We start from the raw sequence: 13,907 nt of genomic DNA on the forward strand, positions 1-13,907 counted from the left end.
ACCACGTTCGCCTGTCCGGCCAGGACAGCGAGCGCGGCACCTTCTCGCAGCGCCACTCGGTGCTGTTCGATCAGGAAGACGAAAGCCGCTACACGCCGTTCAACCACCTGAAGCCCGATCAGGGTCACTACGAAGTCATCAACTCGCTGCTCTCGGAAGAAGCCGTGCTCGGCTTCGAATACGGCTACTCGCTGGCCGAACCGAAGGCACTGACGATCTGGGAAGCGCAGTTCGGCGACTTCGCCAACGGCGCCCAGGTGCTGTTCGACCAGTTCATCTCGTCGGGCGAGCGCAAGTGGCTGCGCATGTCCGGCCTGATCTGCCTGCTGCCGCATGGCTATGAAGGCCAGGGACCGGAGCACTCCTCCGCACGCCTTGAGCGCTTCCTGCAGATGTGCGCGGAAGACAACATGCAGGTGGTCTATCCGACCACCCCGGCAAACTACTTCCACATGCTGCGACGCCAGCTCAAGCGCGAGATCCGCAAGCCGCTGATCGTGATGACGCCGAAGTCGCTGCTGCGCAACAAGCGTGCGGTATCGAAGCTGAGCGAGCTCGGCGCCGACACCACCTTCCACCGCGTGCTGTTCGACGATGCCGAGAAGCTGCCGGACGAGAAGATCAAGCTCGTGCCCGACAACAAGATCCGTCGTGTCGTGCTGTGCTCCGGCAAGGTCTATTACGATCTCTACGAGGAGCGCGAGAAGCGCGGCATCGATGATGTCTACCTGATGCGCATCGAGCAGCTCTATCCGGTGCCGCTGAAGACGCTGGTGCAGGAGCTCACCCGCTTCAAGGGCGCGGAATTCGTCTGGTGCCAGGAAGAGCCGCGCAACATGGGCGGCTGGCACTTCATCGAGCCGTATCTCGAATGGGTGCTCAACCAGATCCACGCCACCCACAAGCGTCCGCGTTACGCCGGACGTGCAGCGTCGGCGGCAACCGCCACCGGCCTGATGTCCAAGCATCTCGCCCAGCTCAAGGCCTTCCTCGACGAAGCGCTCGGCTAAGCCTCCATCCTGTTGACGAATGCCCCGCACCCGCGGGGCGTTCGCATACCCGCATTGATTTCAAGTTCAGGCAGGGATGACCGAGCGGGTCGCCACGCCACAAGAGGAAGCAGACAATGACTGAAATTCGCGTTCCCACGCTCGGCGAGTCCGTGACGGAAGCCACCATCGGCCGCTGGTTCAAGAAGGCGGGCGACGCCGTCGCCGTTGACGAGCCGTTGGTTGAGCTCGAAACCGACAAGGTGACCATCGAAGTCCCCGCGCCTTCCGCCGGCGTGCTCGGCGAGATCGTTGCCAAGGATGGTGAGACCGTTGCCGTCGGCGCGCTGCTCGGCCAGATCACCGATGGCGCCGGTGGCGCCAAGCCGGCTGCGGCTCCCGCGAAGCCCGCCGCCCCGGCTCCTGCCGCTGCTACGCCTGCTCCCGCTCAGAAGTCCGCCCCCGTCGACGCGCCGCTGGCGCCGTCGGTCCGCAAGATCTCTGCCGAGAGCGGCATCGATGCCGCCACCGTGCCCGGTTCGGGCAAGGATGGCCGCGTGACCAAGGGCGACATGCTCGCTGCGATCGAGAAGGCTGCGTCGGCACCGACGCCGATCAATCAGCCTGCCGCCGCCGTGCAGGTTCGTGCGCCGTCGCCCGCTGACGATGCTGCCCGCGAAGAGCGCGTGAAGATGACGCGCCTGCGTCAGACCATCGCGCGCCGCCTCAAGGACGTGCAGAACACCGCCGCCATGCTCACGACCTTCAACGAGGTCGATATGACCAACGTGATGGCGCTGCGCAGCCAGTACAAGGATGTGTTCGAGAAGAAGCACGGCACCAAGCTCGGCTTCATGGGCTTCTTCACCAAGGCCTGCGTGCAGGCGCTGAAGGATATTCCGGCTGTGAATGCCGAGATCGACGGCAGCGACCTGATCTACAAGAACTACTATCACGTCGGCGTGGCCGTCGGCACCGACAAGGGCCTCGTGGTCCCCGTGGTGCGCGATTGCGATACCAAGTCGATCTCCGACATCGAAAAGACCATTGCAGATTTCGGCAAGCGTGCCCGTGACGGTCAGCTCAAGATCGACGAAATGCAGGGCGGCACCTTCACCATCACCAATGGCGGCATCTACGGCTCGCTGATGTCGACGCCGATCCTGAACGCACCGCAGTCGGCCATCCTCGGCATGCACAAGATCCAGGAACGTCCGGTCGTGGTCGGCGGCAAGATCGAGATTCGCCCGATGATGTATCTGGCGGTGTCCTACGATCACCGCGTGATCGACGGCAAGGAAGCCGTGACCTTCCTGGTCCGCGTCAAGGAAAGCCTGGAAGATCCGGCCCGCCTCGTTCTGGATCTGTGATCTCGCCGCATTCCCCTTCATGAACCGACGGCGGCAACGCCGTCGGTTCATGAACAAAAGCAGGCTCAGTGACGCAAACGAAGCTGGAGCAGGTTATGAACGACAACGTCGTCATCATCACAGGCGGAAGTCGCGGTATCGGCCGGGCAACCGCACTTGCTGCGGCCGCGCGTGGCTTCAAGGTCGTTGTCGGCTATGCCAGCAACGAAGCTGCTGCCAACGACGTCGTCTCGAAGATCGAAGCAACCAATGGCAAGGCCATCGCGGTGAAGTGCGATGTCGGCTCCGAGGCCGATATTCTCTCGCTGTTCAGGGCGGCCGATGCCTTCGGGCCGCTTGGTGCGCTGGTCAACAATGCCGGCATCGTCGGCCCTTCCATCCGTGTCGATCAGATGAGTGCCGAACGCATCGCCAACATGATGACCGTGAACGTCACCGGCAGCATTCTCTGCGCTCGCGAGGCGGTGAAGCGGATGTCGACCAGACACGGCGGCAAGGGTGGCGTCATCGTCAACCTGTCATCGGTGGCCGCCAAACTGGGCGCACCGAACACCTATGTCGACTACGCTGCGTCCAAGGGCGCGATCGATTCTTTCACGATCGGCTTGGGACATGAAGTCGCGGCCGAAGGCATTCGCGTCGCCGGTATTCGGCCGGGTTTGATCGATACTGAAATTCACGCCAGCGGCGGCGAACCCGATCGCGCGCATCGTCTTTCCGTCAACGTGCCGATGAAGCGCGTCGGTACTGCGGATGAAGTCGCCAATGCCATCGTCTGGTTGCTGTCGGACGAGGCCTCTTACGTTACCTCGACCATTCTCGACGTGTCCGGTGGCCGCTGAGGCCCTGACACCCCAATCATCTGAAGACAATACAGGACTTGATCATGGCCTCTTACGACCTCGTTGTTATCGGCACCGGACCCGGCGGCTATGTCTGCGCGATTCGCGCGGCGCAGCTCGGCATGAAGGTTGCCGTCGTCGAGAAGAACAGCACGCTGGGCGGCACCTGCCTGAACATCGGCTGCATGCCCTCGAAGGCCTTGCTCTATTCGTCGGAGCTTTTTGAGGAAGCCGGCCACTCCTTCGCCAAGATGGGCATCAAGGTCTCGGCGCCCACGCTGGATCTGCCGGCGCTGATGAACTTCAAGCAGCAGGGCATCGACGGCAACGTCAAGGGTGTCGAATTCCTGATGAAGAAGAACAAGATCGACGTCGTGATGGGCACCGGCAAAGTGCTCGGCACCGGCAAGGTCGAAGTCACTGGCGCCGACGGCAAGGCCCAGACGCTGGAGACGAAGAACATCGTCATCGCCACCGGCTCGGATGTCGCCAAGCTGAAGGGCATCGAGATCGACGAGAAGCGCATCGTGTCGTCGACCGGCGCGCTGTCGCTCGACAAGGTGCCGGAAAAGATGATCGTGGTCGGCGCCGGCGTGATCGGCCTCGAACTCGGCTCGGTGTGGCGCCGCCTCGGCGCCGAAGTCACCGTGGTGGAATTCCTCGACCGCATCCTGCCCGGCATGGATGGCGAAGTCGCCAAGCAGTTCCAGCGCATGCTCGAGAAGCAGGGCATGACATTCAAGCTCGGCGCCAAGGTTACTGGCGTCGATACGTCCGGCAAGAAGTTGAAGGCGCAGATCGAGCCAGCCGCAGGCGGCGCTGCTGAGGCGCTCGAAGCCGACGTGATTCTCGTGGCGATCGGCCGCGTGGCTTACACCGAAGCACTCGGGCTCAAGGAAGCCGGCGTCGAGCTCGACGAGCGCGGCCGCGTCAAGATCGACCATCACTTCTCAAGCAATGTGAAGGGTGTCTACGCCATCGGCGACGTGGTCGCCGGCCCGATGCTGGCGCACAAGGCGGAAGACGAGGGCGTTGCCTGCGCCGAAATTCTCGCAGGGCAGGCTGGCCATGTGAACTATGACGTGATCCCGGGTGTCGTTTACACCACGCCGGAAGTCGCTGCCGTCGGCAAGACAGAGGAAGAGCTCAAGGCTGCCGGTGTCGCTTACAATGTCGGCAAGTTCCCGTTCACGGCCAATGGTCGTTCGAAGGTCAACCAGACCACCGATGGTTTCGTGAAGATTCTCGCAGATGCGAAGACCGACCGCGTGCTCGGCGTGCATATAATCGGCCGCGAAGCCGGCGAAATGATCCACGAGGCCTGCGTGCTGATGGAATTCGGCGGTTCGGCGGAAGACCTGGCCCGCACCTGCCATGCCCATCCGACCCGCTCCGAAGCGGTAAAGGAAGCGGCATTTGCAGTAGCCAAGCGCGCTATCCATATGTGAGTCACGGCCGGCGCGACGCCCGCTGGGAGACGAGCGTGATGCGACGCGTGCTGCAGCCGATATGGTTCCTCCTCGCTTTGATCTTCCTGATCGAGGCGTGGCTGTGGGATCATCTCGAACCGGTGGTCGCTCGCATCGTCGCTGCGATTCCGCTGCGCGCTTTCAAGGAATGGCTGGCCGCGCGAATCGCGCGGCTGTCGCCGATGTTAACGCTGGTCGTGTTTGTTATTCCGGCGATCCTGCTGTTTCCGTTGAAACTGGCCGGCGCCTGGCTGCTCATGCATCAGTATTGGATCAGCGCTTTCGCGCTCATCGTATTCAGCAAGTTTCTCGGCGTCGGCGTCGCCGCGTTCATCTTCGATGTGACGCGACCCAAGCTGTTGCAGATGAACTGGTTTCGGAAGCTGTACGAATTCGTTCTCGACATCCGCCGCCGTGCCGGCGAATTGGTCGCGCCTGTTACCGCAAGCATCAAGGCCACGATGGCGATGTTCCGCTCCAATTCATCATCCCGTTGGATGCGGCTGGTACAGCGGCTGCGTCATCGGGCGCATTCGGCGCGGTAGACTTCGGCGGGAGAGCAACTTGGCTGAACTGGCGCGCATCCAAACTCCTCTTCTCGACATTGCCTATGAACACAGCGGCCCGGAGGGCGGCCTGCCCGTCCTGCTGATGCACGGTTTCCCCTACGACGTCAGAGGCTATGACGACGCGGTCGCCATCATCAACGCCGCCGGCTTTCGGACCATCGTGCCCTATCTGCGCGGCTATGGGCCAACGCGGTTTCTTTCCAGCGCGACCATTCGCTCCGGACAGCAGGCCGCGCTTGGGCAGGATCTTTTGGAGCTGATGGACGCGCTGCGCATCGGCAAGGCTGTGGTCGCCGGCTACGACTGGGGCGGCCGCGCGGCCTGCGTCGTCTCGGCGCTGTGGCCCGAACGCGTGCACGGTCTCGTCAGCTGCACCGGCCACAACATCCAGGACCTGACGAACGCAGCGCGACCATTGGCGCCGGAGCAGGAAGCGCGGCAATGGTATCAGTATTATTTCCATACCGAACGCGGCCGTAACGGTCTGGTCCAGAACCGCAACGCACTAGCGAAACTGTTGTGGCAGATGTGGTCGCCCGGCTGGGCATTCGACGACGAAACCTTCGAACGGTCCGCGCTGGCTTTCGACAATGACGATTTCGTCGATGTGGTCGTGCATTCCTACATGCATCGTACCGGCAGCGTCGCCGGCGATCCAAACTATGCTTTTCTGGAAACGCAATTGGCAGCGCAGCCGAAGATCGATGTTCCGACCATTGTGCTGCATGGCGCCGATGACGGCGTTGGGCCGGTGAAGAATTCCGAGAATCACGGCCAGTATTTTACGGCGGACTATGAGCGCCGTGTGATCCCGGGCGTCGGCCACAACGTGCCGCAGGAAGCGCCCAAGGAATTCGCCGAAGCGGTCCTGCAACTATGCCGGACCGCTTCGACGTAAGTCATTACATGAGATGCACTGCGTGCGGCGCGAACAGACCGATGGCGGTGAAAGCGATGCCCGCCAGCGCCAGTGCACCTGATACCCAGGCCAGCGCAATCATGCCGGTGATGATGGTGGCCGATGCCAGCACAATGCCAATCTGGAACGCGGCGGACGCCACTTCATAGTGATGATACCGCGCCATCGAGAGGTCGCGCGCGTGCTCGGCTTCCTTGGCCCGGGCGGCGAGCTGCTCGGAGCCCTCACCCGTTTCCGGTTCGGAACGATAGCGATCTGCGGTCTTCTTCCAGTCGTCGATCTGCTTGGACAGCGCCGTCTTGGCGGCATCGTCACCCATCAGGCCGAGGCTGAGTCTGGCCTGGTCCGACGTCGCCTGAACGACGGTGCGGCGGATGCTCTTGGCCTGGAAGAACGCCCAGAGGTTCGACGCTTCGACGTTCTTGCTGATCGATTCGGTCTGCGCGCCCTTGCCGAGGGTCTCGGACAGCGCCAGGAACAGTGCGATCACCGCAATCAGCAATGCGATCTTTTTATTCGAGCCAGACGCATGCTCGGCATGCTCGGCGTGCTCCATGCTTTCGTGGGCGCTCATCGTGATCCCTCCGGTTGGTCGATCTCTCGATTTGACCGAACCGCACCGACTTCGCAAGGGGCAGCTCAATGACACTTCCACTACAGCTGGGTCTTGCCCGGCCTTACGCTCGCGGGTGGGCGGTCTTGTAGACCTCGAACAGTCGCTCGGTATCGATGCCGGTATAGATCTGAGTGGTCGACAGCGAGGCGTGGCCGAGTAATTCCTGGATCGCGCGCAGATCGCCGCCACGGGTCAGAAGATGCGTCGCAAAGGAATGGCGCAAGGCGTGCGGCGTGGCGCTGTCGGGCAAGCCAAGCGCGCCGCGCATCCGCTCCATGGTGAGCTGGATGATCCGCGGGCTGAGCGGCCCGCCACGTGCGCCGACGAACATCGGGCCTTCGGCGGGTAACGGGTGCGGACACTGGGCGGCATAGTCGGAGATCAATTCCAGCACGTTCTGCAGCACCGGCACCATGCGGGTCTTGTTGCCTTTGCCGTTGACGATCAGCACGTCACCAGCGCCCGGGGCCGGCACGTCGCGGCGCTTCAGGCCAAGGGCTTCGGAGATACGCAAGCCCGAACCATACAACAATCCCATGACCGCGGCGTCGCGCGCCCAGATCCACGGATCGCGGTTTTCGCCCGCCCGTTCATCCGCATCAGCCAGGCGCTTGGCCGAGGCCATCTGCAGCGGCTTCGGCAGGCTCTTGCCGATTTTTGGCGCGCGAATCGCCGACAGTGCACCGACGCTACCCTTGCCTTCACGCTCCAGAAATCGTCCGAACGAGCGCAGACCGGCCAGCGCGCGCATCAATGAGCGACCGCCGATGTCATCGCCGCGCCGTGCCGCCATGAACGCTCGGACATCGCTGGCCTCCAGCCTGGCAAAACGCGGCAGCGAGACGAGCGCGCCCCAGTGTTCGGCGAGAAATGTCAGAAACTGCCGGACATCGCGCGCATAGGCTTCAAGCGTCTTCGGTGACAGCCGTCGCTCGGCGCGCAAATGCGACAGCCAGCGCGTCATTTGAAGCGAGACATCAGCGTCGGCGCAAATGAGCTCGATCGGTGCGGGTGCGCCTGGTTTCTTCTCGGAAAGCTTGGCCATCGGGATGCCTTGCGGTTCGTCATGCGCGAACGGGAGGGGATTATCACACCCTGCCCGTTTCACTTTGGTGAACCGCCGGCATCGTCAATCCGGAAACCGCTTCAAGGGCTCTCCCACCCCGGCGGGCAAGCCCGTTCGAGCCGCGTTCATGGTCATGGCCAGGAACGTGTAATAGCCGTTGATCCCGAGCAGATCGATGACGCCCTGCTCGCCGAATTTGGCGACCGCCCTGTTCCAGGTCGCATCGCTGACACGCCTGGAACGCTGGATCTCGGTCGACATGTCGTAAGCAGCTTCTTCGTCATCGGCCATCCCCACGGGTCGTCGCGCGTCGGCGATCGCGTCAGCGATCTCCTTCCGCAGACCGGCCTTGATGGCAATGTCATGATGGGCAACCCACTCATATTGCTGGGTCCATTCGCGCGCAGTGATCAGGATGACCATTTCACTGAGCCGCGGCGCCAGCGCACTCTTGAACCTGAGATGATCGCCCATCGCCTTGGCGCGGAGCATCACTTCCGGGCTGCGAATCAGCGGCACGAAGGGGCCCCGGACCTCATAGCCACGCCCGCCGGCGAATTCATCGGCGGCTTTCTTCTGTGCGTCGGTGTATTTGTCGGCCGGGATCGGCGGCATCCGGTCCTGCGCCCGTGCGGGACAGGCGGTAACGGACAGCATGACAAGTGAGGCCAGAGTCCCGGCGAGCTTGTGACGCATGATGTTTCTCCCTGCGGGTCTTGTTCTTGTTTCATTGTCGTGGCGGATGATCGGTCATAAGACCGGCCATCCGGCCGGCACTGGTCCGGACCGCACCGCGAGCTTAAGTTAGCGGATACCTCAATTCGAGTCTGAATTCCCCCGATGGATGAAGCTGCGCGTACCAGGATATCTTCAGGCGTCGTCGACGTGCTGGTGCCGGTCGCGCTGAACCAGGCCTATTCCTATCGCGTGCCCCGCGGCGTCGACCTGCAGCCGGGCGATGTCGTCAGCGTGCCGCTCGGTGCCCGCGAGGTGATCGGGGTAGTTTGGGCGGAAAATGCCAATCCCGATCCGCGGCTGCATAACCGGCTCAAGGAAGTCAGCGAAAAGTTCGACGTCCCGCCGCTGAAGCAGGAATTGCGCAGCCTGGTCGACTGGGTGGCGAATTACACTCTGTCCGCACGTGGCATGGTCATGAAGATGACGCTGCGCATGGGCGAACATCTCGGCCCGGAGCGGGTGCGCATGGGCGTCCGCCTGGTCGGCGAAGCGCCGAAACGCATGACGCCTGCACGTGCACGGCTGATCGAGATCCTGTCGGACGGGTTGCTGCACGCGAAATCCGAAGCCGCCAAGGAGGCCGGCGTCAGCGCAGGCGTGATCGACGGCCTCGTCGATGAGGGCACGCTTACGATTGAAGCGATGCCCCGCGCGCTGCCGCCGCCGGCACCTGACCCCACATTTGCCGAGCCGGACTTTTCAGACGATCAGGCCGTTGCGGCCGAGGCGATGCGGACCTTCGCCGCCAAGGGGGATTTTCACGCCGCCCTGCTCGACGGCGTCACTGGCTCCGGCAAGACCGAGGTCTATTTCGAGGCGGTTGCGGAGGTCATCAGGCGCGGCGAACAGGTGCTGATCCTGATGCCGGAGATCGCTCTGACCGGGCAATTCCTGGAGCGCTTCTCAAAGCGCTTCGGCGTCCGGCCGCTGGAATGGCACTCCGAGCTGACACCACGTACCCGCGCACGCAACTGGGCGTCGATCGCCAATGGCGAGGCCCATGTCATCGTCGGCGCACGTTCGGCGCTGTTTCTGCCCTATGCGAAGCTTGGCCTGATCATCGTCGATGAAGAACATGACCAGGCCTACAAGCAGGACGAAGGCGCGCATTATCATGCCCGCGACATGGCCGTGGTGCGGGCGTCGATCGCCAAAATTCCAATCGTGCTGGCCTCGGCGACGCCATCGGTCGAGTCCGAGGTCAACGCGCGCAAGGGACGCTATCAGCGCATCGCGCTGCCGTCGCGCTTCGGCGGCCAACACATGCCGCATATCGAGGCCATCGACCTGCGCCGCGAAGGGCCGATGCGCGGCCGCTTCATCGCACCGCGCCTCGCCGAGAAAATCCGGATCGCCATCGAGCGCAAGGAACAGGCGCTGCTGTTCCTCAATCGCCGCGGCTACGCGCCACTGACCCTCTGCCGCGGCTGCGGGCACCGGTTTGCCTGCACGATCTGCGATGCGTGGCTGGTCGATCATCGCTTTCGGCAACGGCTGGTGTGCCATCACTGCGGCTTCTCGATGCATCGCCCGCATCAATGCCCGCATTGCCAGGCCGAGGAATCGCTGGTCGCCGTCGGTCCGGGCGTCGAGCGGCTGCAGGAGGAAGCGGCGAACCTGTTCCCGGACGCGCGCACCATGGTGCTGTCGAGCGATCTCATCACCTCGATCGATGCGATGCGGACCGAGCTGGCCGAGATCGCCGAAGGTCGTGTCGACGTCATCATCGGCACGCAACTCGTCGCGAAAGGCCATAACTTCCCGCGGCTCAATCTCGTCGGGGTCATCGACGCAGATCTGGGCCTCGGCAATGGCGATCCACGTGCGGCGGAGCGCACCTATCAGATGCTCAATCAGGTGATCGGCCGCGCCGGGCGTGAACAGGGCCGCGGCGTCGGCTATCTGCAGACCCATCAGCCGGAACATCCGGTGATGAAGGCGCTGATCGCCAGCGACCGCGAAGCCTTTTACGCCAGCGAGATCGAAGCGCGCGAGCGCGCCGGCTATCCACCATTCGGCCGGCTGGCGAGCCTGATCATTTCAGGCGGCGACCGGCCGACCACCGAAGGCTATGCACGCAAGCTCGCCGCCATGGCGCCGATCGACGAGCGCATCATGGTGCTCGGCCCGGCCGAAGCACCGCTCGCCGTGATCAAGGGGCGCTATCGTTTTCGCTTGTTGGTGAAGTCAGCGCGTAACGTCGATTTATCGCACTACCTGCGCGACTGGCTGGCGCATGGACCGAAGACGACGGGAAATCTCAAGCTTGAAGTTGATGTCGACCCGCAGAGCTTTCTGTAAGCAACGCCCATGTGACAGATCAAAGAAAAGCCTGCCGTCATTGCTGACGGCAGGCTTTTACTGAACACAGACACAACGCAACGCTTACTAAACTTGAGAGATCAGTATCGCAGTGCGTCTCTGCGCTTACATGACTTCCGCAACGACACGGCCAACACCACGGCTGGTCAGACCGATCGCGCTCGCTGCGCCCTTGGACAGGTCGAGCACGCGGCCACGGATGAACGGGCCACGATCATTGACGGTGACGACAACGCTGCGGCCGCCGTGGGTGACGCGGAGCTTGGTGCCGAAGGGCAGCGAACGATGCGCGGCGGTCATCGCATTCTGATTGAAGCGCTGACCCGACGCGGTGCGGCTGCCCGACTCGCTGCCGTAATAGGACGCAACGCCCGAGAAGCTACGGCCGCCGGTGGTCGGCGCGATCGACGCATTGGCATCGAACGGCGACGTCGAAGCCTGGGCGGCGTGATGGTGCCTGTGATGATGACGATGGTGACGGGACTTGGCCGAAGCTTCTGAAACCGTTCCCCCGAGAACAAGAGCGGCAGTCATAAAAGCGATTGCCGTACGCGGCCGGGCGATGGCACCCAGCGTCGATTTTCCGTAACGCAGCATAAGTTGTTGTCCCTCAGACAGTATTACCACGAACGTGGTAAGTGGACCCCCGTCCCAATTTCACTGGCTGAGCGTTTGACGACGTAATGAGGCGTAAAATGGGCAACACAATCGTTCCATGACCAGATGAAATATCTTGTGATGGAACAGAACATGGCTACTGAGCCGCTTTAACAGATTTTTAACTACTTAATATACTGCATACTACATAACTATACTGAATAGCGAAGTGATCGTCGCGCATGGATAGCATTCGGTAAGTAAATGGTTAAGCAGCGGGAAACGGCGACATGAGGCGCCACACGCCACGCTGCCTGCCGCGATTTCAATTGCAGACCCGCCCCGATCGACGCTGCGTGTTTCGAAAAACGGCACCCGTACCGTCACGCGGAATTAGAAATTCCGCCTCGGAGACGAACGATGCAATACGCCGCCCGCGACCCGATTGGCGCGCCGCATCTCCCTGAAATGATTCTTTGCGAGGGCCTGCGACAAGGCATCATCAAACGCTTTCGTCGCGTTGCACCCGCGCGCGCGCTATGTTAGCAAAGCCGCGATTTGAACGGGTCACGACATTTTGTTGTGACCTAAAAATCGAAGTCCCGCTTGAATTCCAAGGACTTGGATCGCTAGGCGCCGCATTCGGGCGATAGTTATTCCCTTGCGAGTTTGACAGCCTGAAGAGCGCAATTCGTGGCAGCAGAAGATCCGTCGGTTTCGGGAATGTCCGGTCGTTACGCAACAGCTCTGTTTGAGCTGGCGCGTGACGAAAAGTCCGTCGATGCGGTGAAGGCCGATCTCGACAAATTCGCAGCGATGCTGGCCGATAGCGCCGATCTCGCGCGACTGGTTCGCAGCCCGGTATTCGCTGCAGATGTTCAGAGCAAGGCTCTGACCTCGGTGCTGGAGAAGGCCGGAATTACCGGCATCACCGCCAATTTCCTCCGTGTCCTGACCGCAAACCGTCGTTTGTTCGCGGTGAATGACGTGATCCGCGGCTTCCGCGCGCTGGTCGCCAAGTTCAAGGGCGAAGCAACGGCCGACGTCACCGTCGCCGAGCCGCTCAGTGACAAGAATCTCGACGCTCTCAAGACCGCGCTGAAGTCAGTGACGGGCAAGGACGTCGCGCTCAACGTGAAAGTCGATCCGTCCATCATCGGCGGGCTTGTCGTCAAGCTCGGCAGCCGCATGGTGGACAGCTCGCTTCGCACCAAACTCAACTCGATCAAGCACTCGATGAAAGAGGCAGGCTGATGGACATCCGCGCCGCAGAAATTTCCGCGATCCTCAAAGACCAGATCAAGAATTTCGGCCAGGAAGCTGAAGTTTCCGAAGTCGGACAGGTGTTGTCCGTCGGCGACGGCATTGCCCGCGTCTACGGCCTCGACAATGTTCAGGCCGGTGAAATGGTCGAATTCGAGAACGGCACCCGTGGTATGGCGCTGAACCTCGAAACCGATAACGTCGGTGTCGTTATTTTCGGCGCTGACCGCGAAATTAAGGAAGGCCAGACCGTCAAGCGCACCCGTTCGATCGTGGACGCGCCGGTTGGCAAGGGTCTGCTCGGCCGCGTCGTCGACGCGCTGGGCAATCCGATCGATGGCAAGGGTCCGATCCAGGCCGACAAGCGTATGCGCGTCGACGTCAAGGCGCCGGGCATCATTCCGCGCAAGTCGGTCAACGAGCCGATGGCAACCGGCCTGAAGTCGGTCGACGCTCTGATCCCGGTCGGCCGTGGCCAGCGCGAGCTGATCATCGGTGACCGTCAGACCGGCAAGACCGCGATCGCGCTCGACACCATTCTGAACCAGAAGTCGCTGAACGTGGCTGGCGCTCCCGAGAGCCAGAAACTGTACTGCGTTTATGTCGCCGTCGGTCAGAAGCGTTCGACCGTCGCCCAGTTCGTGAAGGTGCTCGAAGAGCAGGGCGCGATGGAATACTCCGTCGTCGTCGCCGCGACCGCTTCCGATCCGGCTCCGATGCAGTACATCGCGCCGTTCACGGGCTGCACGATCGGCGAATTCTTCCGCGACAACGGCATGCACGCCGTCATCATCTATGACGATCTCTCGAAGCAGGCCGTTGCTTACCGCCAGATGTCGCTGCTGCTGCGTCGTCCGCCGGGCCGCGAAGCCTATCCGGGCGACGTGTTCTATCTTCACTCGCGTCTGCTTGAGCGCGCTGCGAAGCTCAACGATTCCCAGGGCAATGGTTCGCTCACAGCGCTGCCGGTCATCGAAACCCAGGCCAACGACGTGTCGGCCTACATCCCGACCAACGTGATCTCGATCACCGACGGCCAGATCTTCCTCGAAACCGACCTGTTCTTCCAGGGCATCCGCCCGGCGGTGAACGTCGGTCTGTCCGTGTCGCGCGTCGGCTCCGCCGCGCAGACCAAGGCGATGAAGAA

The 13,907-nt window shown here is 62.2% G+C and carries 12 protein-coding genes and 1 pseudogene; 9 read left to right on the forward strand and 4 right to left on the reverse strand.

All coding sequences use genetic code 11. The features are described from left to right. The 6 genes and pseudogenes from sucA to ACEK02_RS09515 all read left to right on the forward strand — a co-directional run. Positions 1-1,010: pseudogene (gene sucA / locus ACEK02_RS09490) on the forward strand (2-oxoglutarate dehydrogenase E1 component); the annotation flags it as partial. 116 nt (positions 1,011-1,126) lie between these two features. Continuing rightward, positions 1,127-2,359 carry a 2-oxoglutarate dehydrogenase complex dihydrolipoyllysine-residue succinyltransferase gene (gene odhB / locus ACEK02_RS09495; RefSeq protein WP_371421468.1) on the forward strand — a complete coding sequence of 411 codons (1,233 nt, stop codon included), beginning with the start codon at positions 1,127-1,129 and terminating at the stop codon, positions 2,357-2,359. 95 nt (positions 2,360-2,454) lie between these two features. Continuing rightward, positions 2,455-3,201, forward strand: coding sequence for an SDR family oxidoreductase (locus ACEK02_RS09500; protein WP_371421469.1), 747 nt, complete (start codon positions 2,455-2,457; stop codon positions 3,199-3,201). A gap of 44 nt (positions 3,202-3,245) precedes the next feature. Then, complete coding sequence (lpdA, locus tag ACEK02_RS09505; RefSeq protein WP_371421470.1) at positions 3,246-4,649, forward strand: dihydrolipoyl dehydrogenase; 1,404 nt, start codon at positions 3,246-3,248, stop codon at positions 4,647-4,649. A gap of 35 nt (positions 4,650-4,684) precedes the next feature. Continuing rightward, positions 4,685-5,215, forward strand: a complete 531-nt coding sequence (locus tag ACEK02_RS09510; RefSeq protein ID WP_371421471.1) for a hypothetical protein — start codon at positions 4,685-4,687, stop codon at positions 5,213-5,215. 28 nt (positions 5,216-5,243) lie between these two features. Continuing rightward, positions 5,244-6,137, forward strand: a complete 894-nt coding sequence (locus tag ACEK02_RS09515; protein ID WP_371421479.1) for an alpha/beta fold hydrolase — start codon at positions 5,244-5,246, stop codon at positions 6,135-6,137. Between the two features lie 4 nt (positions 6,138-6,141). Here the strand turns inward: ACEK02_RS09515 and ACEK02_RS09520 are convergent, their stop codons facing one another. The 3 genes from ACEK02_RS09520 to ACEK02_RS09530 all read right to left on the reverse strand — a co-directional run bounded on the left by ACEK02_RS09520 (position 6,142) and on the right by ACEK02_RS09530 (position 8,536). After that, positions 6,142-6,732, reverse strand: a complete 591-nt coding sequence (locus ACEK02_RS09520) for a DUF4337 domain-containing protein (RefSeq protein WP_371421472.1) — start codon at positions 6,730-6,732, stop codon at positions 6,142-6,144. Positions 6,733-6,835: 103 nt separating this feature from the next. Then, positions 6,836-7,819: a tyrosine recombinase XerC gene (locus ACEK02_RS09525; RefSeq protein WP_371421473.1), complete on the reverse strand. Its 984-nt coding sequence runs from the start codon at positions 7,817-7,819 to the stop codon at positions 6,836-6,838. Positions 7,820-7,903: 84 nt separating this feature from the next. After that, positions 7,904-8,536 carry a carboxymuconolactone decarboxylase family protein gene (locus tag ACEK02_RS09530; RefSeq protein ID WP_371421474.1) on the reverse strand — a complete coding sequence of 211 codons (633 nt, stop codon included), beginning with the start codon at positions 8,534-8,536 and terminating at the stop codon, positions 7,904-7,906. 144 nt (positions 8,537-8,680) lie between these two features. Between ACEK02_RS09530 and ACEK02_RS09535 the strand changes: the two genes are divergently transcribed. Next, complete coding sequence (locus tag ACEK02_RS09535; RefSeq protein WP_371421475.1) at positions 8,681-10,879, forward strand: primosomal protein N'; 2,199 nt, start codon at positions 8,681-8,683, stop codon at positions 10,877-10,879. 126 nt (positions 10,880-11,005) lie between these two features. On the opposite strand, the gene ACEK02_RS09540 is transcribed toward ACEK02_RS09535, so the two are convergent. Then, entirely contained in the window at positions 11,006-11,497 is a 492-nt protein-coding gene (locus ACEK02_RS09540) for a septal ring lytic transglycosylase RlpA family protein (RefSeq protein ID WP_371421476.1), read from the reverse strand. Between the two features lie 693 nt (positions 11,498-12,190). Between ACEK02_RS09540 and ACEK02_RS09545 the strand changes: the two genes are divergently transcribed. Together ACEK02_RS09545 and atpA are read left to right on the forward strand one after the other, a co-directional pair. Beyond that, on the forward strand, positions 12,191-12,751 hold the full coding sequence (locus tag ACEK02_RS09545; protein ID WP_371421477.1) for a F0F1 ATP synthase subunit delta: 561 nt from the start codon (positions 12,191-12,193) through the stop codon (positions 12,749-12,751). Beyond that, positions 12,751-13,907: F0F1 ATP synthase subunit alpha (gene atpA, locus ACEK02_RS09550; RefSeq protein WP_371421478.1), on the forward strand; the 1,157-nt coding region annotated here is incomplete at its 3' end. The genes ACEK02_RS09545 and atpA, both read left to right, overlap by 1 nt.

Source organism: Tardiphaga sp. (assembly GCF_041424195.1).
Classification (GTDB): domain Bacteria; phylum Pseudomonadota; class Alphaproteobacteria; order Rhizobiales; family Xanthobacteraceae; genus Tardiphaga.